The organism is Streptomyces sp. Rer75, from assembly GCF_013414305.1.
Lineage (GTDB): Bacteria > Actinomycetota > Actinomycetes > Streptomycetales > Streptomycetaceae > Streptomyces > Streptomyces himastatinicus.
In genome coordinates this window covers 9,183,885-9,205,235 of sequence record NZ_CP058693.1, presented here as the reverse complement: position 1 = coordinate 9,205,235, position 21,351 = coordinate 9,183,885, and the positions used below count along the sequence as shown (strand labels likewise).

The window sequence follows — 21,351 nt, the reverse complement described above, 5'->3', positions numbered from 1 at the left end:
AACCACAGAAAGACAGGATTGCGATGCTGACTTTCCTCATACGCCGCGTGGCGGCCGGGCTGGTGCTCCTCTACGTCCTTGCGACGGCGGCGTTCGCGATGATGAGCCTCACCGGCACGGACGCCGTGCGCAACATCTCCGGGAACACGGCCACCCAGGCACAAGTGGCGGCCAAAACCCATGAGCTGGGCCTCGACCGCCCCTGGATCAGCCAGTACGGAAGCTGGCTGGGCCACGCCGTCCGCGGTGACTTCGGCGTCTCCTGGTTCAGCGGCGACCCGGTGGCCACCAGCCTGGCTCTGAAGGTGCCGGTGACCCTGTCGGTCGTGGTGGCGGGGCTGATCCTCGCGACGGTCCTCAGCATCGTCCTCGGGGTCGCCGCCGCCGTCCGCCGCGGCTGGCTCGACCGGGTGGTCCAGGTGCTGGCGATCCTCGGCTACGCGGTCCCCAGCTTCCTGGCGGCGCTGGCGCTCTCCGTGATCGTCGCGGTCAAGCTGCGCTGGCTGCCCGCCACGGGATACGTGCCGTTCGCGGCGTCGCCCTCGGGATGGTTCCAGTCGATCACCCTGCCCGCCGTCTCGCTGTCCATCGGTGTGATCGCGGCGACGGCCCAGCAGGTCCGGGGCTCGGTGATCGACGTGCTGCGCCAGGACTTCGTCAGGACCCTGCGCAGCCGCGGGATCAGCGAGCGCCGGGTGCTGTTCCGGCATGTGCTGCGCAACGCGGCGCCGCCCGCGCTGACGGTGCTGTCCCTCCAGTTCATCGGCCTGGTCGGGGGCGCCGTCATCACCGAGAAGGTGTTCGGGCTGCCCGGGGTCGGTTCGGCGGCGGTCACGGCGTCGACCAACGGAGACACTCCGCTGGTCATGGGCGTCGTGGTGTATCTGGTGTTCATCGTGGTGGCGGTCAACCTGCTGGTGGACGTCGCCTACGGCTGGCTCAACCCGAAGGTGCGCGTACGATGACCAATCCCCCCGGCGAGACCACGCTCGCCACCCCGAACGCGCCCGGTGCGGACGGCGCACTCCCCCGCCGCGGCGGTGTGGGGCGCCGCCTGCTGCGCAACCCGGTGGCGGTGGCCTGCCTGACGGTCCTGGCGCTGCTGGTCCTGGCCAGTGTGTTCGCCCCGCTGCTCACCTCCCACAGCCCCACCCGTCCTTCGCTGCTCGACACGTTCGCCTCGCCGAGCGCCGCCCATCCGTTCGGCGCCGACAGCGTCGGCCGGGACGTCCTGGCGCGGCTGCTGTACGGCGGGCGGGTGAGCCTGCTGGGCGCGTTCCTCGCGGTCGCGGTGGCGCTGCTGATCGGCGTCCCGACCGGCCTGGTCAGCGGCTACTACCGGGGCTGGGTCGACGCCGCGTTCAGCTGGGTGGCCAGCCTCGTGATGGCCGCGCCCGCGATCATGGTGTTGCTGGTGGCCATCGCGGCGATCGGCCCCGACGCCAACGCGGCCATGACCGTGCTCGGTGTCATCCTCGCGCCGGGCGTCTTCCGCCTCGTGCGCGCCTCGGTGACCTCGGTGCGCGAGGAACTCTACGTCGACGCGGCCCGGGTCTCGGGCCTGAACGACCTGCGGATCGTCCGCCGCCACATCCTGCCGGTGGTGCAGGCGCCCACGATCATCCAGGCGGCGCAGATGTTCGGGGTCGCCGTCGTCATCCAGGCGGGCATCGAGTTCCTCGGTCTGGGCTCGGCGAGCGAGGCCAGCTGGGGTGCGATGCTCAACGAGGCGTTCGCCAACCTGTACATCGAGCCCACGCTGCTGGTGGCGCCCGGAGTCGCCATCGTCGTCACGGTCGCCTCGGTCGGGCTGCTCGCCAACGCGCTGCGGGACACCCTGCTGGAGGGCGGCCAGGCGGCTCCCGCCCGCCGCCCCCGGCGTACGAAGGCGCCCGATTCCCCGCCTGCCGACTCCCCGGCTCGCGACGACGACGGCGACGCGCTGCTCACCGTACGGAACCTGAGGGTGTCGTACCCCACCCGCGACGGCGAGGCCACGGTCGTGGACGGGGTGTCGCTCAGCGTCCGCCACGGCGAAGTCGTCGGGCTGGTGGGCGAGTCGGGGTCGGGGAAGAGCCAGACCGCCTTCTCCGTCCTGGGCCTGCTGCCTCCCGAGGCGCGTCGCGAGGCCGACGGTCTCTCCTTCGACGGAAAGGATCTGCGGCGCCCGGGCGGCAAGGCCATGAGCGGCCTGCGGGGCCGGCGGATCGCGTACGTACCGCAGGAACCGATGTCCAACCTGGACCCTTCGTTCCGCATCGGCAGCCAGCTCGCCGACCCCATGCGGCTGCACTTGAAGATCTCGCCCGGTGAGGCGCGGAAGCGGGCCCTGGCCCTGCTGGAGCGCGTCGGCATCGACCGGCCGGAGCGCGTGTACGACGCGTACCCGCACCAGATCTCCGGTGGCATGGCGCAGCGGGTGCTGATCGCCGGTGCGGTCTCGTGCGACCCCGATCTGCTGATCGCCGACGAGCCGACCACCGCGCTGGACGTCACCGTCCAGGCGGAGGTGCTCGACCTGCTGCGGGAGCTCCAGCGGGAGCGCCGGATGGGCATGGTCCTGGTGACCCACAACTTCGGCGTCGTCGCCGACATCTGCGACCACGTCGTGGTCATGCGGTCCGGGAAGGTGGTCGAGTCGGCCCCCGTCGGGCAGCTCTTCGCCAACCCGCACCACGCGTACACCCGGATGCTGCTGGCGTCGACGCTGGAAGACGCCCCGCCCCGTACCCCGCTCGACGACGGCCCCTCGGCCCGCACCACCGTGCAGGAGAAGGCATGACGACGAATCCGACACCTCAGCCGGACACCCCGGCGCACGGCAGCGTCCTGGAAGTGGACCGGGTGGTGGTGGAGTACGCCGCCAAGGGGTGGCGCACCCCGCCGTTCCGGGCGCTGCACGGGGTCTCGCTGGACATCAGGGCGGGCGAGACCGTGGGGCTGGTCGGCGAGTCCGGCTCCGGGAAGACCACGCTCGGGCGCGCGGTGCTCGGCCTGGCCCCCGTCACGGAGGGCCGGATCGCCTACGCGGGCCGGGACATCTCGCGGCTGGGCGCGCGGGAGCGGCGGGCACTCAGCGACGAGATCCAGGTGGTCTTCCAGGACCCCTACACCTCGCTGAACCCGGCGATGACCGTGGGCGACATCCTCACCGAGCCGCTGCTCGTGGCCGGTGTGTCACGCGGGGCGGCGGGCGAGCGCATCCGCGAACTGCTCGACCAGGTCAGTCTGCCCGCGGACGCCGCGCACCGGCTTCCCCGGGAGTTCTCCGGCGGGCAGCGCCAGCGCATCGCCATCGCTCGGGCCCTGTGCCGCGACCCCAGGCTCATCGTGTGCGACGAGCCGGTCAGCGCGCTGGACCTGTCCACGCAGGCCCGGGTGCTGGACCTGTTCATCGAGATCCAGGAGCGCACCGGCGTCGCGTATCTGTTCATCACCCACGACCTGTCCGTGGTGCGCCGCATCAGCCACCGGGTGGCCGTCATGTACCGCGGGGAGATCGTGGAGTCCGGTGACACCCGGGCGGTGACGACCCGGCCACAGCACCGCTACACGCAACGGCTCATGCTCGCGGCCCTCGTCCCCGACCCGGACCGGCAGCGGGACCGCCGTGAACAGCGCCGCGGTTTCGCGGCGTCGGGGTCGTAGGACGTGTCCGCGAAAACCACCGACGCGGGGAGACACACCGTGCCCGACGCCTATGGCTTCACCCGGTACGGCGGACCGGAGACGCAAGCCTTCCTCGATCTGCCGAAACCCGTGCCCGGCCCCGGTGAGCTGCTGGTCGCGGTGTACGCGGCGGGTGTCAACCCGGTGGACTGGAAGGTCCGTGCCGGGATGCACCGCGGTTTCCTCCACCTCGACCTGCCCGCCGTTCTCGGCCGGGAGGTGGCGGGGGCGGTCGAGGAGGTGGGCGAGGGCGTCACCGGCTTCTCCGTCGGCGACCCGGTGTTCGGCAGCAGCGCGGCGGGCTGCGGCGGCTACGCACCGTTCGCCGTCCTGACGGCGGACCGGACGGCGCCGAAGCCCGCCGGGGTCTCCTTCACCGACGCGGCGGCGCTGCCCATCGCGGCGGGAACCGGGTACGACGCGGTGGGCGTGCTAGGGGGTGTCCGCACAGTCGCGTCGGATCAGCCCGCGGCGTCTGGTGCGTGCGATCGCAAGGCGGAGGGTCGCCCTCGTAGTGGGCCTACTCGGGTGATCCCGACAACGCAGCGAGCGTGCGTGCCAGGCGTCGCGGGCCCGACGGGACTGTGCGGACACCCCCTAGGTGTGCTGTCCGGGGACGTTGGTGACGGGCGACTCGCCGTGAGTGGTGCTTGAACGAGGCGAGGGCCTTCTGGTTTCGGTGTGGATTGCGACATCTACCACCGGCACGCAGGAGGCCCTCGTTGATCCACCGTAACGCCCCGCTGACTCCGACCGGCAGGCTGCGTCTGGCCCGCTGTGTCGTCGAGGACGGCTGGCCGCTGCGCCAGGCCGCCGAACGGTTTCAGGTCAGCCATACCACCGCAGCCCGCTGGGCCGGACGCTACCGCCGCCACGGGGCAGCGGGTCTGCAGGACCGTTCCAGCCGCCCCCATCACTCACCCCGCCGGACGCCCGCCTGTGTGGAGGAGCGGGTGCTGCGGATGCGCCGTGAACACCGGATCGGCCCGCTGCGGCTGGCCGCCCGTTCTGGCGTCGCCGCCTCCACCGCTCACCGCATCCTTCAACGCCACGGCCTGCCGCCGCTGGCCGCGCTGGACCGGGCCACCGGCGAACCCGTCCGCCGCTACGAACGCTCCCGCCCCGGCGAGCTGGTCCACATCGACGTCAAGAAGCTCGGCCGCATCCCCGACGGCGGCGGTCACAAAGTCCTGGGCCGCGTGGCCGGCCGCAAGAACAAGAGCGGGACCGGTTATGCCTTCCTGCACACCGCGCTGGATGACCACTCCCGCCTGGCCTACACCGAGAACCTGTCCGACGAGAAGGCGGCCACCTGCGCGGCCTTCCTACGACGAGCTGCCGCCTGGTTCGCCGCACGCGGCGTGACCGTCGAGCGGGTGCTGACCGACAACGCCTGGGCCTACAGTAAGAACACCTGGCGGCAGACCTGCCGTGACCTGGGCATCAGCCCCCGCTGGACCCGCCCCTGGCGCCCGCAGACGAACGGGAAGGTCGAACGCTTCCACCGCACCCTGCTCGATGAATGGGCCTACCAGCGGCCCTACACATCAGAAGCCGAACGGCAGGCCGCGTTTCCCGACTGGCTGGACTGGTACAACTTCCACCGACCCCACACCGGAATCAGCGGCCACACCCCAGCCAGCCGCATCACCAACCTCTCCGGACAACACACCTAGGTCCGGCGCCCGGCGGGACCCTGCTGATCCTGGGCGTCGGGGGCGGCGTGGGTGTCGCGGCGGCGCAGATCGCGGGCGAGGCCGGGGTGTCGGTCGTCGGCACCGCGGCCGCGGCCAAGCGGGAGTTCGTCACCTCACTGGGCGCCACCGCGGTCCCCTACGACAGCGGCCACGTCGCCGAGGAGCTGAAGGCGGCCCTGCCTCAGGGCCCCGACGCGATTCTGGACCTGGTGGGCGGGGACGCGCTCGATGGTGTCGCGGCGCTCATCCGGCTCGGCTGCCGGATCCTCACGGTGGCCGACCCCGGGACGGCGGCCCGGTTCGGCGCCCGGCCGCTGACCCGTAACAGCACGCCGCGGACACTCGCCGAGCTGGCGCGCCGCGTGGCGGCGGGCCGACTGGACCCGCGGGTGCACCGGGTCTTCCCCTTCGAAGAGGCCGAAGCCGCCCTGCACGAGGTGGAGTCCGGCCACGCCTGGGGCAAGGTCGTGCTGGAGATGCGCCGCGCCTGACGCCCTCTCAGGCACCCGCCCGGTGTACGCCGGTCAGGGCGATCAGGACGGTGGCGAGCAGCGCGGTGACGGCGAACACGGTGAAGCCCCAGCCCTCCGCGTCGCCGTCGACGAGCCGACCGCCGAGCCATGGGCCGAAGACGGCGCCGAAGCGGCCCATGCCGGAGGTCCAGCCGACGGCGGTGGCCCGGTTCCCGGTGGTGGAGCGACCGGACACCGTCGCGTACACCATGGTCTGGGCACTGAAGAGCCACAGACCGGTCAGGAACACGACGGCATAGGTGAGCGCCAGCGGCATGTGGATGCCCATCAGAAAGATGCCGAGGGCGGTGCAGCCGAACCAGACGGCCGCGACGCGGGCGCCAACCGGGCCGCCCCGAAGACACCCAGGGTGGGGGCCGCGGCGCACAGGGCCGAGGCGAGCGAGAACACCACGGTGCAGCCGATGATCACCGATCTGCGCCCGGCCCGGTCGGTGAGCGTGCCCGCGGACAGGGCACCCAGCAGCATGCCGAACGTGGCGTAGCTGCCGAGGTCACCGGCCCGGTCGGGGGTGAGCCCGAGATCCGGGTCGTCGACCATGCCGGGCAGCGCGGCGCCGTAGATGAACAGATCGAGGCCGTCGAAGAGGACGACCATCCAGCACAGGCCGACGACCACGGCGGCCAGTCGTATGCCGCGGGTTCCGGCGGGGGCGGTTGTCGGGGACATCGGGGGTTTCCTCTCCTCCTGGAGGCCCCTCAAAAGAGCTGGAGGGAGGGTCAGTCGACGGGCGGTGTGCCGTGGGTGTGGAGGACGTGGTCTTCAGACCCCAGGCCTGGCCCTTGGCCCGCTCGGCCTGGGTCCAGGTGATCAGCGGCCAGTCGGGCGCCAGGACGAGGCGGGTGAGCGGGTTGCACAGCTCGATGCGGTTGCCGCCCGGCTCGTAGACGTAGAGGAAGAACGTCTGCTGGATGGCGTGCTTGTGCGGGCCGGTCTCGATGTGGACGCCGTTGTCCAGGCACAGATCGGCGGCGCGCAGGATGTCCTCGCGGGTGTCGGTGGCGAACGCGATGTGGTGCAGACGGGCGTGGGAGCCGGACCAGTCCTCGGTGTAGACGATGTCGTACGACTTGTTGGTGAAGGTCAGCCACTGGGCGGCGAGCCGTCCGGTGTCGAGGACGATCTGCTCGGTGGGGCGGGCGCCTAGACAATCGCGGGTGAAGACGGCGTCGGGCTCGACATCGGCGGCGACGAAGTTGACGTGGTCGAGGCGGCGGACGCCCACGCCGTGGGCGGGTTTGGCCTGGGGCTGGTTCTTCAGGCCGGGCTTCAGCTCGGGCGGTGCCCCGTACCACTCGCTCTCCCAGTACAGGGCGAGTTCATGGCCGTCGGGGTCGCGGGTGACGTAGAGCGGGCCGATGCCCGGTTCGTCCTCGGCCCAGTGGCCGCCGTGACCGGCGTTCTCCAGCGCCTCGACCCGGCGCCGGAGGGCGTCCTCGCCGGACACGCGCAGCGCGGTGCGGCGGATGCCGGAGGTCCGGTGTGCGGTGAGGGTCAGGCTGTGGTGTTCGTAGTCGTCCCAGGTCCGCAGGTGGACCGAGTCACCGGAGCGGCCGTTCTCGGTCAGGCCGAGGAGGGTGGTGAAGAACCACAGGCTGCGGTCCGGGTCGGGGGTGAGCAGTTCGACATGCCCGAGGTGGGCGATGTCGCCGAGTGGCGGGGCCATCGGCAACTCCGCGAGGGTGGGGGGTGCGGTTCAGACGGGGCGGGGGAAGACCGTGCCGTCGAAGAGCTTCCGTGCGGTACGGACGACGGCCGTACGGCGGGCCACGGGCGACGTGCCACCGCCGTTGTCGACGTCGGTGCCGGTGCCGGTGCCGGTGCCGGTGTCGGTGTCGGTGTCGGTAGCGGTGCCGGTGTCGACGTCGGTGTCGGTGTCGATGTCCAGGAATCCGGTGGGGTGTTCGATGCGCAGCCGCTCCCCCGCCGCCGGGAGCCGGGCGATGTCCTGGCCGACGTTTCCGGGGACGCGCAGGCCCGCGGCGACGCTCGCGGCGCCCAGCACACCGATGGCCGTATGGCAGCGGACGGGGACGAAGGTGCGGGTCATGACGGTGCCGTCGTGTGTGGGCGGGGCCAGCAGGCTGAGCTTGGGCACGGTCGTGCCGCCGATGTCGCCCAGGCCCATCAGCCGCCCCGCCGCCCGCCGGATCTCCTGGAGACGGGCGGCGAGGTGGGCGGCGGCCTCCAGCTCCTCCGGGGCTTCGCGGCCGGTGACCTGGAGGGCGGACGCGGCGATCAGCACGGTCGGCATGCCGTTGTCCACGCAGGTGACGGGCGTGCCGGCGACGATGTCGCGGGCGCGGCCGGTGGGCAGCAGCGGTCTGTCGGCCCGCTGGAACTCGATCACCACCGGCGCGGCCGTTCCCGGCACCCCGGAGAGCTCCGTCGAGCCCTCGTACACCACCCGACGGTCCGGGGTGGCGAAGGTCGCGAGGGCGCGGTCACCGCTGTTGACCATCCGGATGCGCACCGACGTCCGGCCGTCCCCGGGTGCGGTCAGGCCACGTTCGACGGCGAACGGGCCCACCCCGGCCAGGAGGTTGCCGCAGTTCTGCCGGTCGGACACCTCGGCCGTGTCCACACCGATCTGGAGGAACAGATAGTCGACATCGGTGTCCGGGCTGCCGGAGGCGGAGACGACGGCGACCTTGCTGGTGAGCGGATGCGCTCCGCCCAGGCCGTCGATCTGCCGTGGATCGGGGCTGCCCATGACCCGCAGCAGCAGGTCGTCGCGTTCCGCGGGGTCGCCGGGCAGGTCCTCGGCCAGGAAGTAGGCGCCCTTGGAGGTGCCGCCGCGCATCAGCATGCAGCGCACCCCGGCGTCGTCGGCGAGGACGGCATCGCCGGGGCGGACACACTGCCCGCCCAGCACGACCGGCACATTGACGGAACCCGCCGTGGCCTTGACGGTGCCCTGGGCGCCCTGAAATCCCCTCGGTGGACGGGTCGATGGCCCACCTCGAGCGCGCCCTGCACGCGACGCGTCATTCGCGCAATGCGTCGATCACGCCCGCGAGGTGGGTGCGGACGGCCGCCTCGGCCGCCTGCGGGTCCCGGGCCCTGATCGCTTCGATCATGGCCAGATGCTCGCTCAGGGACTGCTGGGGACGCCCCGGCCGCAGAGCCAGCTGGAAACGGTGGCGCACCAGCTGCGCGTTGAGCCGCTCCAGCAGTTCCACGGCCACCTGCTGACCGGAGATCTCTCTGATCCGGCCGTGCAGCTCGTGGTTGAGCCGGGAGTACGTCATCGGTTCGCCGTCGGCGACCGCCTTGGACATCGCCGTGCCCAGGTCGGCCAGTTCGGTCAGCTGCTCCTCACTGGCCTCGACGGCCGCCTTGGCCGCGCACAGCCCTTCGAGGACCATGCGGCATTCGGTGATGGCCACCGCCTCCTCGACGGACACCACCCGCACCCGCGATCCGCGGTTGCGGATCCGTTCCACCAGCCCTTCCGAGGCCAGGTCGATCAGGGCCGCGCGGATGCTGGCCCGGGTCACCCCGAACTGCTCGGCGAGTTCGTTCTCCACCAGCCGCTGCGCCGGTGCCATCTCGCCGGCCAGAATCGCCTGCCTCAGCTGGGTCAGCGCATGCTGCTTGGCCTGTTCTCCGGTGCCTGGACGGGCTTCCTTCGGCATCGTGCTCTCCCTGAGTGAGTGCGTGTCGAAGGTAAATCTAGGCCAACAAGATTGTCAACAATTTAGTTGGCTACATTGCCGACAGAAAGCCCCGACTATGCTGATCAGGCGCCGGCAGCAGAGAGAGCAGGCCACTTCGGTGGCGGGAAGGGGAGGGGCATGTCCAAGCCCGTGCGTGCGGCCATCGGGGACCGATGGATCACGTGCATGTTCTGCCAGGGCGGTCTCTTCCGGAACCGCCGGGTGAAGCTGAACAGCACCGGGATGGAACTCATGAACCTCGCCTGGGCCAATGAGTCCGCGACCGGGCTGGTCTGCTGGGACTGCGGCTATGTCCATCTCTTCGCGAACGAGGACATCGAGCTGTACAAGGTGAAGAAGGGCGAGGTGTGACCCCTCAGACCTGATGGATGGCCAGCTTGAACTCGGCGAGCACCAGCCTCACCGAAGAGCCGCTGTTGTGCGAGACCATCAGCGCCAGCGGCGTCTGCGGATGCACGAAGATTTCGTGGTGCTTGGTGAAGCACTGCATGCCGCGGCTCGGCGGCCGGTGGTCGGTGGCGGTCGAGTCCGGGCCCGTCGACAGCCCGAGCGGATCCCGTACGAAGCGGTCCCGTAATTCGCTGTAGCCCCCGGCCTCCCACTGGATCATCGCCGTCAGCGCACCCCATCCGCCGACCGACGGCCAGATCAGGCCCGCGCGGTCATCGGTGCGCCAGTTCTTGATCCTGTAGCCGTCGGGCTGGGCCACCTGATGCATGCCCAGCGCGTCGTAGGACTCGGCGGTGCCGAAGGGGAACCGCACCACGCGATACCCGCCGGGCGGGATCACCTGCGGCTCGGCGACGATCAACGAACAGATCTGCACGGCCACGACGCCTCCAGCGGGTCGGCCGGGGCGAGCCCCGGGGGTGTGCGGGGTGGTCCTGGAGATGGGGCCAGTCTGCGTCGGCGGCTGCCGAGTGTCCATGAACCCCGCCGGGCACGCCTCTTCCGGCTCAAGAAACCCGAGGTGTATCAGGTCTTTACAACGATGTAAGCGGGTGATGGCATACCCCTGCCCGCTGAACCGCCCGCCAGCGCCCCGGAGTTGACCATGTCTCGCGCCGACACACCGCCGCCCGATATACCGAACGATGTTCCACGACCCGAATACCCGCGCCCCGGTTTCGTCCGCGAGGACTGGCTGAACCTCAACGGCACCTGGCAGTTCGCCTTCGATCCCGGCGACAGCGGCCTCGAACGCGGCCTGGTCCACCAGGAGTTGGACGGGCGGATCCTGGTCCCGTTCTGTCCGGAGTCCGCGTTGTCGGGGACCGGGGACACCGACTTCCACCCCGCCGTCTGGTACCGGCGTACGGTGCGGGTCCCCGCGTCCTGGGCCGGGCGGCGGGTGCTGCTGCACTTCGGGGCGGTCGACCACGACGCCACGGTGTGGGCCGACGGGCGCGAAGTGGCCCGGCACAGCGGCGGGTTCACCTCCTTCACCGCCGACCTCGGCGATGTGGCGGGCGCGGCCGGGGGCGAGGCCGAGGTGGTGATCGTCGTACGGGCCCGGGACGCCCGGCACGGTCCGCAGGCGCGCGGCAAGCAGGCCACCGAGTACGCCAACAGCGACTGCCACTACACCCGCACCACCGGCATCTGGCAGACGGTGTGGATGGAGCCGGTGCCCGAGGTCCATCTGCGCAGGCCCCGCATCACCCCCGACCTCGGCTCCGGGGCGTTCCACCTCGAACTGCCGCTCAGCGCCAACCGCCCCGGCCACCGCATCAGGGCCCGGGTGAGCGACGCGGACGGTGCCGCGGTGGCGGAGGCGACGGTGCGCGCCGACCTCGATCTGGCGCCCCGTCCGGTGCTCGCGCTGCCCGAGGAGGGCCTGCGGCCGTGGGCTCCCGAGGATCCGCATCTGTACCGGATACGGATCGAGCTGCTGGATGCCGACGGCAAGGTCGTGGACAGCGCCGCGTGCACCGCCGGGCTGCGGTCGGTGGCCATCGACGGCAAGCGGCTGCTGCTCAACGGCCGCCCCGTCTTCCAGCGGCTCGTCCTCGACCAGGGCTGGTACCCGGACGGGCTGATGACCGCGCCGGACGACGCCGCCCTCGTCCGCGACATCGAACTGTCGCTGGCGGCGGGCTTCAACGGGGCCCGGTTGCACCAGAAGGTGTTCGAGGAGCGGTTTCTGCACCACGCGGACCGGCTGGGCTATCTGGTGTGGGGCGAGTTCGGCGACTGGGGGGCGAGTCAGGGGCGTACCAGCCGGGACAACCAGCAGCCGACCGCCGGTTTCGTCGCACAGTGGCTGGAGGCCGTGGAGCGGGACTACTCCCATCCGTCGATCGTCGGCTGGTGCCCGCTCAACGAGACGCACCAGGAACTCCACGACCGGCACACCGTCCTGGACGATGTCACCCGGGCCATGTTCCTGGCCACCAAGGCCGCCGACACCTCCCGCCCGGTGCTGGACGCCTCCGGCTACTCCCATCGCGTGGCCGAGACCGACGTCTACGACGCGCACAGCTACGAGCAGGACCCGGAGGCGTTCCGGCGGCAGATGGCGGGGCTGGACAAGGACGAACCGTTCATCAACCCCGACCGCGCGGGGAACCCCGGCAGGCGGGACACCGACGCGGTGTGGTCGCTGCCGTACCGCGGCCAGCCGTACTTCTGTAGCGAGTTCGGCGGCATCTGGTGGAATCCGGAGGAGGCCGCGGCCGCCGCCGGGGACGACCGCGAGGTGTCCTGGGGCTATGGGCGGCGACCGAGGAGCGAGGAGGAGTTCCACGAGCGCTTCGCCGGGCTGACCGCGGCGCTGCTGGACGACCCCCACATGTTCGGCTACTGCTACACCCAGCTCACCGATGTCTTCCAGGAACAGAACGGCGTCTACCGCTTCGACCGCGGCCGCAAGCTGGACGTGGCGCGGGTGCGCGCCGCCCAGCTGCGCCCCGCCGCCTTCGAGCGCCCGTCCGGCGAGGAGGGACGATGACCGGTCTCACCAGGCGCGGCCTGCTGAGAGGGGCGGTGTACGGCGCGGGAGCGGCCGCCACCGCGTCCGCGCTCAGCGGCTGCGGTTCGATCGCCGGGAGCGTGACGAGCGCGGACGAGATCCGTTACTGGAACCTGTTCACCGGACCCGACGGCGCGCTGATGAAGTCCCTGACGCGGGGCGTGGAGAAGCGGGTACCGGGTCTCAAGGTCAGGACGACGGTGCTGGAGTGGGGCCCGCCGTACTACACCAAGCTCGCGATGGCCTCGGCAGGCGGCCGCTCACCGGATGTGGCCATCATGCACCTCACCCGGCTGGCGGGCTACGCCCCCGGCGGTCTGCTCGACCCGTGGGACATGGACCTGCTGGCCGAGTTCGGGCTGAAGCAGGACGACCTCAACGCCACGCTCGTCAAGCGGAGCCTGTACCAGGGCACTCCGTACGCCATCCCGCTGGACACCCACCCCTTCGTGGTCTTCTTCGACCGGGACGTCCTGGGCAAGGCGGGTCTGCTCAACGGAGAAGGGCAGCTGGTGCCCTTCGAATCGCCGCGGCACGCCCTGGAGCTGATGGACAAGCTCCGCCGGTCCGGCGGCAAGCTCGGGCCGGTCTTCGGCCACTCCAACGACCCGGCGATGAGCTGGCGGATGTTCTGGTCGCTGTTCAGCCAGACCGGCGCCACCTTCGACCTCACGGGCGAGCGGGCCGAGATCGACGAGGACACCGCCGTGGAGGTGGTGCGTTTCATGGCCGACCTGGCACGCGACAGCCGCACCATGGACGTCCAGACGGCGATCGCCACCTTCGCGGGCGGCCGCTCACCGATGATCTTCTCGGGCGAGTGGGACATGGCCACCTACCAGTCGGCCCTGAAGGACAGGCTGGGCGGCGCCCCCATCCCCACCTTCTACGACCGTCCGGCGGGCGCGGCCGACAGCCATGCGCTGGTGCTGCCGCACCAGGACGACCCGGATCCCGAACGGCGGCGGCGCACCCACCAGTTCGTCGCCGGGCTGGTCAGGTCCGGGCTCCAGTGGGCGGCGGCCGGTCACATCCCGGCGTACACACCGGCGGTCTCGTCCGCGGCGTACGCCCGCTTGCGTCCGCAGTCCGAGTACGCGGGCGCCGCGAAGCAGCTCGCGCTCGACCCGCCCGTGTGGTTCGCGGGCTCCGGCTCGGACTTCCAGACGCGGATGTCCCAGGCGCTCGATCCCGCGATCGGCGGCTCGTCCCCGGCGAAGGCGGTGCGCACGATGGTGTCCCAGATCAACACCCTGCTGGCCCAGCCGAATCCGGCCTGATGGCGACGGAATGGCAACGGAAAGGAGCATCGTCATGACGCCACGGCCTCCGGGCTCCACCGGATGGCTCTTCGCCACCCCCTTCCTGGTGTTCTTCGGGCTCTTCCTCGTCGTGCCGCTCGGCATCGGCCTGTGGATGAGCTTCACCGACGCGAGCCTGACCGGGGCCGGCGGCAGCACCTTCGTCGGGCTGGACAACTTCACCGAGGCGCTCGGCGACGGCCAGGTGTGGCAGACCCTCGGCAACACGGTCTGGTTCACCGTCCTGTCCACCGTCCCCCTGGTGGCTCTGGCGCTCGTGATGGCCCTGCTGGTGTACACGGGGATGCCGGGGCAGTGGCTGTGGCGGCTGTCCTTCTTCGCCTCGCATCTGCTGCCGGTCGCGGTGGTCTACCAGATCTGGAACATGCTGTACCAGCCGGACCGGGGCATGCTCAACGGCCTGCTGGACCTGGTCGGGATCGACGGCATCGGCTGGCTGACGGACGAGAAGTACGCGATGTGGTCCCTCGCGCTGGTGACCCTGTGGTGGACGGTGGGTTTCAACTTCCTGCTCTACCTGGCCGCGCTCCAGGCCATCCCCGACCACCTCTACGAGGCGGCCGCGCTCGACGGCGCCGGGGCATGGCGCCGGCTGTGGTCGGTCACGCTGCCCCAGCTGCGCCGGACCACCGCGATGATCTCGGTGTTGCAGGTGATGGCGTCGCTGAAGGTGTTCGACCAGATCTACCTGCTGACCAGGGGCGGCCCCGACGGGTCCACCCGGCCGATCCTGGAGTACATCTACGACACCGGCTTCACCAACTACCGGCTGGGCTACGCCTCGGCGGTCTCGTACGTGTTCTTCGGAGTCATCATCATCCTCTCGCTCGCCCAGTTGAAGATCTTCTCGCGCAGGGAGGACTGATCCCGCCATGGCCCCCGAGACACTCCCACCCCGTACGCAGGACAAGCCGCGCTCGACCATGCCCCGGGAGGTGGCCCGGCGGCGCCGCCACGGCGGCGGCCGGGCCTGGCATCCCACGCTCGGGACGGGCCCCCTCCCCCGCGTCCTGACGCTGCTGGCGCTGGCGCTGATGGCGGTGGCCTGGCTGGTGCCGTTCGGCTGGGGCGTGGACACGTCGTTCAAGTCGGAGGTCGACGCGAGCGCGTCGGGTGTCGACTGGCTCCCCGACGCGGGCTTCACCCTCGACGCCTACCGGACCATCTTCGGTCAGGGCAACCTTCCGGTGTGGGCGGTGAACAGCGTCCTGATCGCCGTGTGCGTCACGGCGCTCACCGTATCCGTCTCGGCGATGGCCGCGTACGCGTTCTCGCGCACCCTCTTCCGCGGCCGCCGGGTGCTGTTCGCCGTCATCGTCGCCTCGATCATGGTGCCGCCGCAGATCCTGATCGTGCCGCTGTTCCGGCAGATGCTCGCCATGAACCTCGTCGACACCTATGCGGCGGTGATCCTGCCGCAGGTGGTGGCGCCCGCGATGGTGTTCATCCTGAAGAAGTTCTTCGACGGCATTCCACGCGAGCTGGAGGAGGCGGCCCGGATCGACGGCGCGGGCAGCTTCCGGGTGTTCTGGAACGTGGTGCTGCCGCTGTCGCGGCCGATCCTGGCGGCGGTCGCCATCTTCGTCTTCATCAACACGTGGAACAACTTCCTCTGGCCGTTCATCAGCACCAGCGATCCGCAGCTGATGACGCTGCCGGTGGGGCTGTCGACCGTGAAGGACTCCACCGGGCTGCGGAACGCCCAGGAGTCGGCCGCCTCGGTCCTCGGCTCCCTCCCGCTGCTGATCGTCTTCATGCTCTTCCAGCGCCGCATCGTGAAGTCGGTGGCCACCACCGGTCTGGGAGGTCAGTGACCGGCCCCGTCCTCGGTGGACTCGCGGGTGCACAGCGTGTGCCCGACGACGACCTCCCGGGGCGGCCGGCCCGGCGCGTCGATCCGCTCCAGCAGCAAGCTGACGGCGTGGCGGGCGATCGCGCCCTTGTCCGGTGCGACGGTGCTCAGGCTGGGCGTGCTGTAGCGGGTGGCCTCGATGTCGTCGAAGCCCATCACGGCCACGTCCTCCGGGACCCGTAGCCCGCGCTCGTACAGGGTGCGCAGCGCGCCGAGCGCCAGCGCGTCGTTGAAGCAGAACACGGCGTCGGGTGGTTCGGCCCCGTCCAGCAGCGCGTCCATCGCCCGGGCGCCCTCCCGCAGGTGGTAGCGGGGGGTTTCGCGCTCCAGCCGGGGGTCCAGCGGCAGCCCGGCCGCCTCCAGCGCCTGGCGGTAGCCGGTCCTGCGCAGCAGCGGCGTACCGATGTACGGCTCGGGCTGCGGGCCGACCGCGGCGATGCGGCGACGGCCGCCGCGGATCAGATGGGTCACCGCCTCCCGGGCGGCGGCCACGTTGTCGATGACGACGTGGTCGGTGAGTCCGCCGCTGGGGCGTTCGCCGATGAGCACGAGCGGCACCGCGCCGAGATGGCCCGCGAGCGCGCTGCCGTGCAGGGCGAGCGGGCTGACCACCACGCCGTCCACGATGTGGTCGCCGAGACCGTTGATGACGGACGCCTCCCGGTCCCGGTCGCCGAGGGTCTGCTCGATGAGCAGGGTGCGGCCGTGTTCCTCGGCCGTGGTGAGGAAGTGGCGCCCGAGTTCGGCGAAGTACGGGACGTCCAGCTCCGGCAGAACCAGCGCGATCATGCCGGTGCTGCCGCGGCGCAGATTGCGGGCGGCCCGGTTGGGCCGGTAGCCGAGCTGCCGGATGGCCCGCTGGACCCGCTCGCGGGTCGCGGGCGCCACATGCGCGAAGCCGTTGATGACGTTGGACACGGTCTTCGGGGAGACCCCGGCGAGCGTCGCCACATCCTTGACGGTGGCGCTCCGGGCCGCGCCCGCACGCGTCTCGCCCGGTGACGCCTCACTCTTCCCGGTCTGCTGGTTCGCGGCGGTCACCGGGCGATCCTAGGCGCTGCCGGTGGCGGACGGTACCGACGGGCCATGTGCTTACTTGAGGGCGCCCAGGGTGACGCCGGTGCGCCAGTAGCGGCGCATCGCGGTCATCATGACGGCCAGCGGCACGATCGACAGCAGGGCGCCGGTCAGGACGAGGCTGGTCAGGTCGATGCCGGACTCCAGCCGTTTGCCGGTCCAGTTGTACAGGCCCAGGTTGAGGGTCCAGTTCTCCTCGCCGCGCAGCACGGTCAGCGGCAGGAAGAAGGCGTTCCAGGTGTTGACGAAGGCGAGCAGGAACACGGTGGCGCCACCGGTGGCCATCATCCGCAGCACGATGCCGAAGAAGATCCGCAGCTCCCCGGCGCCGTCCAGGCGGGCCGCCTCCAGGAGTTCGAAGGGGACCGTGGACTCGGTGTAGACCTTGGCCAGGTACACGCTGAAGGGGTTGATCAGACACGGGATGAGCATGGCCCAGGGGGTGTCGACCAGCCCGATGGACGAGAACAGCAGGTACAGCGGGAGGGTGAGCAGGGCGATCGGGATCAGGAACGAGCCCACGACGCACGCGAACACCACACCGCGCCCGGGGAAGTCGAAGCGGGCCAGGCCGTATCCGGTGGCGAGCGCGATGAGGGTGCCGCCCAGCGAACCCACCCCGGCGTACAGGAACGAGTTGGCGGTCCAGCGCAGGAAGATGCCGTGGTCGTAGGTGACCAGCTGGTGGAGGTTGTCCCACAGGTGCATGCCGGAGAACCACAGGCCGTTCGTCTGGTACAGCCCGCTCCGGTCCTTGGTGGCGGCGACGATCAGCCACCACACCGGGAAGAGGCTGTACGCACCGGCCAGGATCAGGCCGAGCAGCAGGAAACGCTGGCCGCCCCGCCCGCGCGCGGCCGGGTCCGGGCGGGCGAGCCGCCGTACGGTGCGCTCCTCGGACCGTTCGGTGGCGGATTCCGTCATCACCATCAGTCGGTCTCCTTCGAGGTCAGCCGGTAGAAGAGGAAGGAGGCCACGCCGAGGACGAGGGCGAGCAGCACCGACAGGGCCGCGGCGTAGTGGTAGTTGCCCGCGTTGAACGCCTGGTTGTAGACGATCATGATCGGGGTGAAGCTGTCGCTGACCGTCTGGGGTGTGACGTTCCGGAACAGCGCGGGCTCGTTGAAGATCTGGAGCATCTGGATGATGGAGAGCATGCCGGTCAGCACCAGCGCTCCGCGCACCTGCGGGATCTTGATGCTCAGCGCGATGCGCGTCTCGGAGGCGCCGTCCAGCCGGGCGGCCTCGAACAGCTCGCGGGGCACCGCCTGGAGCGCCGCGTAGATGATCACCATGTTGTAGCCGATGCCGTGCCAGGTCAGCAGGTTGCCGATGGACGGCCAGACCATCGAGGGCGCGAAGAAGTTCCAGGAGCTCCCGAAGAGCCCGCCGAGCGAGGTCAGCGGGCCGACATCGGGGCTGTAGAGGTTGATCCACACGATGGCGGCCACCACCCCGGGGATCATGTACGGGATCAGCAGCAGCATCCGGAACCGGGCGGCCGCCCGCGCGGTGAGCGCGTCCAGGCACAGGGCGAGCAGCAGGCTGATGGCGAGCATGACCGGGATCTGGACACAGGCGAACAGGACCACCCGCAGGACGGAGCTGATGAACGCGGGATCGGTCAGGCCGTGCCGGTAGTTGTCCAGTCCGGCGAACGTCACCGTGGCGCCCCCGAGTCCGAGGCCGGACCGCTGCTCCCGGAACAGGGACTGGTGGACCGCGTAGCCGACCGGGATGAGGTAGAGGAAGACGAAGCCGAGCTGGAAGGGCAGCGTGAAGGCGGCCCCCTTCCAGCGCTGGGAGCGGATCATGCGGGCCCTCAGTTCTTGACGCTGATGCCACGGGACTTCAGGTCTGCCACCGTCCACTTCTGCATATGGGCCAGCAGATCGGTGACCTTCTGCTGCTTGTTGAGCACCTTGGCCCAGCCGGTCTGGAGTTCGGTGAACATCGCGGTCCAGTTCGGGCCGAAGGTCCAGTCGGTGGTGACGGTGCCCAGGCTGTCGGTGACCACCTTCTTGCCCGGTCGGTAGTTCTTCCCGAGCAGCTTGGCGGAGAGCGACTTCTCGGCGTACGACGCGCTGTCCGCGAGCGCGGGCATGACGCCGTTGCCGGTCTCCGGGCTGGCCATGGTGGACACGGCACCGGTGTCGGTGGACATCCACAGCGCCGCGGCGGCGGCCTGCTTCGGGTGCTCGCACTGCTCGGTCACCAGGGTGAGCCCGCCGCTCTGGTTGGTCCCGGCCGGGGTCTTGGCGGGCTCGCCGGTGAACGCGGGCCAGGGTGACAGCGCCCACAGGCCGTTGGACTTGGTGAAGTTCTGGACCATGCCGGCCATCTGCCAGGTGGAGATCTGCCGGGTGGCGGTGCGGCCGTTGTCGTAGTTGCGCTGGACCGCCGCGTAGTCGGCGAAGGAGAGCGAGGAGTACAGACCGTTGTCGATGATCTGCTGGATCACCCTCGCCGCCTTGAGGGTGCCGGTGTCCTGGAAGTTCACCCGCCAGGCGTTGCCGTCGATGGCGTACCAGTGCGCCCCTGCCTGCATCGCGAGGACTTCGAGCGTGCTCGGGTCCTCGCCCGCGTAGTTGGTGATGTGGATGCCGTGCTTCTTCAGCACCTTGCCGGCGGCGATGAAGTCGTCCCAGGTCGCGGGCGGTTTCAGGCCGTACTTCCGGAAGATGTCGGTGCGGAGGATGGTGAACGCGGGTGCGGAGCCGGTGGGAACGCCGTAGACCTTGCCCTGCACTCCGGCACCCGCCCACGCACCGGCGTTGAACCTGTCCTTCGCCGATCCGACGTACGGGGTGATGTCGGCGAGCACACCCTGGGAGACCAGGGTGGTCACGTATTCGGCGGTGTTCTGCACCAGGCAGGGGGCGTTGCCCGCCTTGACGGCGTTGGTCAGCTGCTTCTGCATCGTCAGCTGGTCGGTGACCTTGGTGTACTTGAGCTTGATGTCACGGTGGCTCGCGTTGAACGCCTTGACGACGGCTTCCTGGCCGTTGGCCCAGCCCCAGAAGGGAAGGGTGACCGGGCCGGAGTCCCCGGAGGCCCCAGGGTCCCCGGAGCCGGATCCGCCGCAGGCGGAGACCAGACCTGTCAGCGCGAGCCCCGCGACGGCGGCGCGGGCGAACCTTCTCCGGGGCAGGGTGAAGTCCATCTGACCGTGATCCTTTGGATGTTGGCGTTCTCGGAACGCGAGGACGGCGGCTCGGTGGTGGCCAGTAATGGCAGGCGGAGGCCGAAGGCGGGAAAGCGGTAGTAACCGGTTGCTGTGGACGGTAGGCCGGTTGGTCCGCGCTCGACAAGGGGCTGGGCGCGATGAGTTGCGGAAAACGTTTACGACGGTGGTGCGTCGCGGTGGTCAGGAACGGCGGGCCGGCGGCTGGACGGAGTTCCGTACGACGACGTGGGTGCCCAGCACCAGATGGGCACCGTCGCCGCCCGCACGGCGGCCCGCGCCGCCCTCGCGCCGGTCGGCCACCGCGCGCAGCGCGGCCCGGCCCATCTCCTCGTACGGCACATGAACGGTCGTCAGCTGCGGGGTGAGCTGGGAGGCCAGCGGGATGTCGTCGTAGCCGACGATCGAGATGTCCTCGGGGACCCTGAGCCCGGCGCCGCGCAGGGCCTGCATGGCGCCCGCGGCGACCACGTCGGTCCCGGCCAGCACCGCCGTGAAGTCCAGCTCGCGGCGCAGGCTCTCCTCGACCGCGTCGTACCCGTGGCCGTAGTCGTACGGGCCGTGGAGCACCATGCCCGGGTCGAACGGGACGCCGTACGCCTCGAAGGCCCGCCGGGCGCCCCGCAACCGGCCCTGGGCCGTGGTGAGTTCGGAGTGGCCCGGCAGGACGAGGACCCGGCGGTGCCCGGCGGACAGCAGGTGGCTGGCCATGGCGTAGGCGCCGCCCTCGTTGTCGTAGTCGACCGTGGTGGCCGCCACGTCGCCCTCCAGTGGCGGCCTGCCGACCAGGACGAGATGTGATCCGGCCGCGTCGAGGGAGCGGGCGAACCGGGCCATCCTCAGCTGGTATTCGTCGACGTCGTACGCGCCGCCGAGCAGGACCACCGCGGCGACGCCCTGCTGGCGCATGAGGTTCACCAGCGCGAGTTCCCGCTCCGGGTCGTCGCCGGTGGTGCCCACCAGCGAGAGCCAGCCGCGCAGCGAGGCCGCGCCCTCGACTCCCTTGGCCACGTGGGCGAAGGCGGCGCCGGTGATGTTGTTGATGAGGATGGCGACGGTGGGCGTGCCGCCACCGGCCAGCGAGCGGGCGTGGGCGTTGGTGACGTAGTCCAGGTCCCGTACGACCTTCATCACCCGGCGGCGCAGCTCGTCCGACACCGGATAGTTGCCGGACAGGACGCGCGAGACGCTGGCGACGGAGACGCCCGCGCGCTCCGCCACGTCGCGAATGGTGGCCCGTCCGGCGCCACCCGACGCCTTGCGCTCGCTCACCGTTGCGGCTCCTTCACCGTAGCGACGCCCCCATCGGACGGGCCGGGCCCCGCCCTGCGCCGGTGCGGAAACCGTATCCCATCGTTACTCCGCG

Annotated in this window: 21 protein-coding genes and 1 pseudogene; 11 read left to right on the top strand and 11 right to left on the bottom strand. The window is 70.7% G+C overall.

Features of this window, described 5'->3' with window-relative positions; translation table 11 throughout:
- Positions 1 to 23: 23 nt before the first annotated feature.
- The 6 genes from HYQ63_RS39050 (at position 24) to HYQ63_RS39025 (ending at position 5,857) form a co-directional block, all read left to right on the top strand.
- Positions 24 to 965: an ABC transporter permease gene (locus tag HYQ63_RS39050; protein WP_179938454.1), complete on the top strand. Its 942-nt coding sequence runs from the start codon at positions 24 to 26 to the stop codon at positions 963 to 965.
- On the top strand, positions 962 to 2,782 hold the full coding sequence (locus HYQ63_RS39045) for a dipeptide/oligopeptide/nickel ABC transporter permease/ATP-binding protein (RefSeq protein ID WP_179938452.1): 1,821 nt from the start codon (positions 962 to 964) through the stop codon (positions 2,780 to 2,782). Before HYQ63_RS39050 ends, HYQ63_RS39045 begins: the two co-directional genes overlap by 4 nt.
- Positions 2,779 to 3,648 (top strand): ATP-binding cassette domain-containing protein, encoded by an 870-nt coding sequence (locus tag HYQ63_RS39040; RefSeq protein WP_179938450.1) that lies wholly within the window; start codon positions 2,779 to 2,781, stop codon positions 3,646 to 3,648. The genes HYQ63_RS39045 and HYQ63_RS39040 overlap by 4 nt, the downstream gene beginning before the upstream one ends.
- 39 nt (positions 3,649 to 3,687) lie before the next feature.
- Entirely contained in the window at positions 3,688 to 4,323 is a 636-nt protein-coding gene (locus tag HYQ63_RS45750) for an alcohol dehydrogenase catalytic domain-containing protein (protein ID WP_306664869.1), read from the top strand.
- Between the two features lie 68 nt (positions 4,324 to 4,391).
- On the top strand, positions 4,392 to 5,345 hold the full coding sequence (locus tag HYQ63_RS39030) for an IS481 family transposase (protein WP_179937750.1): 954 nt from the start codon (positions 4,392 to 4,394) through the stop codon (positions 5,343 to 5,345).
- 47 nt (positions 5,346 to 5,392) lie between these two features.
- Positions 5,393 to 5,857: a zinc-binding dehydrogenase gene (locus tag HYQ63_RS39025; RefSeq protein WP_257232439.1), complete on the top strand. Its 465-nt coding sequence runs from the start codon at positions 5,393 to 5,395 to the stop codon at positions 5,855 to 5,857.
- Between the two features lie 7 nt (positions 5,858 to 5,864).
- Here the strand turns inward: HYQ63_RS39025 and HYQ63_RS45745 are convergent, their stop codons facing one another.
- The 5 genes and pseudogenes from HYQ63_RS45745 to HYQ63_RS39005 form a co-directional block, all read right to left on the bottom strand.
- Entirely contained in the window at positions 5,865 to 6,167 is a 303-nt protein-coding gene (locus HYQ63_RS45745; RefSeq protein WP_306664868.1) for a hypothetical protein, read from the bottom strand.
- Complete coding sequence (locus HYQ63_RS45740) at positions 6,167 to 6,439, bottom strand: MFS transporter (RefSeq protein WP_306664888.1); 273 nt, start codon at positions 6,437 to 6,439, stop codon at positions 6,167 to 6,169. The genes HYQ63_RS45745 and HYQ63_RS45740 overlap by 1 nt, the downstream gene beginning before the upstream one ends.
- A gap of 179 nt (positions 6,440 to 6,618) precedes the next feature.
- A pseudogene (locus tag HYQ63_RS39015) lies at positions 6,619 to 7,565 on the bottom strand (catechol 2,3-dioxygenase).
- A 30-nt stretch (positions 7,566 to 7,595) separates the two neighbouring features.
- Positions 7,596 to 8,771 carry a 4-oxalomesaconate tautomerase gene (locus HYQ63_RS39010; protein ID WP_373689239.1) on the bottom strand — a complete coding sequence of 392 codons (1,176 nt, stop codon included), beginning with the start codon at positions 8,769 to 8,771 and terminating at the stop codon, positions 7,596 to 7,598.
- 115 nt (positions 8,772 to 8,886) lie between these two features.
- Positions 8,887 to 9,537 carry a GntR family transcriptional regulator gene (locus HYQ63_RS39005; protein ID WP_179938446.1) on the bottom strand — a complete coding sequence of 217 codons (651 nt, stop codon included), beginning with the start codon at positions 9,535 to 9,537 and terminating at the stop codon, positions 8,887 to 8,889.
- A gap of 159 nt (positions 9,538 to 9,696) precedes the next feature.
- Between HYQ63_RS39005 and HYQ63_RS39000 the strand changes: the two genes are divergently transcribed.
- Complete coding sequence (locus tag HYQ63_RS39000) at positions 9,697 to 9,930, top strand: hypothetical protein (RefSeq protein ID WP_179938444.1); 234 nt, start codon at positions 9,697 to 9,699, stop codon at positions 9,928 to 9,930.
- A 4-nt stretch (positions 9,931 to 9,934) separates the two neighbouring features.
- Here the strand turns inward: HYQ63_RS39000 and HYQ63_RS38995 are convergent, their stop codons facing one another.
- A complete protein-coding gene (locus HYQ63_RS38995) occupies positions 9,935 to 10,411 on the bottom strand; it encodes a hypothetical protein (protein WP_179938442.1) in 477 nt (158 codons plus the stop codon).
- Positions 10,412 to 10,633: 222 nt separating this feature from the next.
- Between HYQ63_RS38995 and HYQ63_RS38990 the strand changes: the two genes are divergently transcribed.
- Genes HYQ63_RS38990 through HYQ63_RS38975 form a run of 4 tightly spaced genes read left to right on the top strand, consistent with a single transcriptional unit; the run spans position 10,634 to position 15,686 of the window.
- Entirely contained in the window at positions 10,634 to 12,529 is a 1,896-nt protein-coding gene (locus HYQ63_RS38990) for a glycoside hydrolase family 2 protein (RefSeq protein WP_179938440.1), read from the top strand.
- The gene (locus HYQ63_RS38985) at positions 12,526 to 13,830 is read left to right on the top strand and encodes an extracellular solute-binding protein (protein ID WP_179938438.1); all 1,305 of its coding nucleotides are present in this window, start codon (positions 12,526 to 12,528) and stop codon (positions 13,828 to 13,830) included. The genes HYQ63_RS38990 and HYQ63_RS38985 overlap by 4 nt, the downstream gene beginning before the upstream one ends.
- A 10-nt stretch (positions 13,831 to 13,840) precedes the next feature.
- The gene (locus HYQ63_RS38980) at positions 13,841 to 14,737 is read left to right on the top strand and encodes a carbohydrate ABC transporter permease (RefSeq protein WP_179938436.1); all 897 of its coding nucleotides are present in this window, start codon (positions 13,841 to 13,843) and stop codon (positions 14,735 to 14,737) included.
- 58 nt (positions 14,738 to 14,795) lie between these two features.
- Entirely contained in the window at positions 14,796 to 15,686 is an 891-nt protein-coding gene (locus tag HYQ63_RS38975; protein WP_179940986.1) for a carbohydrate ABC transporter permease, read from the top strand.
- On the opposite strand, the gene HYQ63_RS38970 is transcribed toward HYQ63_RS38975, so the two are convergent.
- From HYQ63_RS38970 to HYQ63_RS38950, 5 genes are all read right to left on the bottom strand, one after another.
- Positions 15,680 to 16,765: a LacI family DNA-binding transcriptional regulator gene (locus tag HYQ63_RS38970; RefSeq protein WP_179938434.1), complete on the bottom strand. Its 1,086-nt coding sequence runs from the start codon at positions 16,763 to 16,765 to the stop codon at positions 15,680 to 15,682. The two genes, HYQ63_RS38975 and HYQ63_RS38970, sit on opposite strands and share 7 nt — an antisense overlap.
- 51 nt (positions 16,766 to 16,816) lie before the next feature.
- Positions 16,817 to 17,731: a carbohydrate ABC transporter permease gene (locus HYQ63_RS38965; RefSeq protein WP_179938432.1), complete on the bottom strand. Its 915-nt coding sequence runs from the start codon at positions 17,729 to 17,731 to the stop codon at positions 16,817 to 16,819.
- Positions 17,731 to 18,615 (bottom strand): carbohydrate ABC transporter permease, encoded by an 885-nt coding sequence (locus HYQ63_RS38960; protein ID WP_179938430.1) that lies wholly within the window; start codon positions 18,613 to 18,615, stop codon positions 17,731 to 17,733. Before HYQ63_RS38960 ends, HYQ63_RS38965 begins: the two co-directional genes overlap by 1 nt.
- A gap of 8 nt (positions 18,616 to 18,623) precedes the next feature.
- A complete protein-coding gene (locus HYQ63_RS38955; RefSeq protein WP_179938428.1) occupies positions 18,624 to 19,964 on the bottom strand; it encodes an ABC transporter substrate-binding protein in 1,341 nt (446 codons plus the stop codon).
- 204 nt (positions 19,965 to 20,168) lie between these two features.
- Complete coding sequence (locus tag HYQ63_RS38950; RefSeq protein WP_179938426.1) at positions 20,169 to 21,257, bottom strand: LacI family DNA-binding transcriptional regulator; 1,089 nt, start codon at positions 21,255 to 21,257, stop codon at positions 20,169 to 20,171.
- Between the last annotated feature and the right edge of the window lie 94 nt (positions 21,258 to 21,351).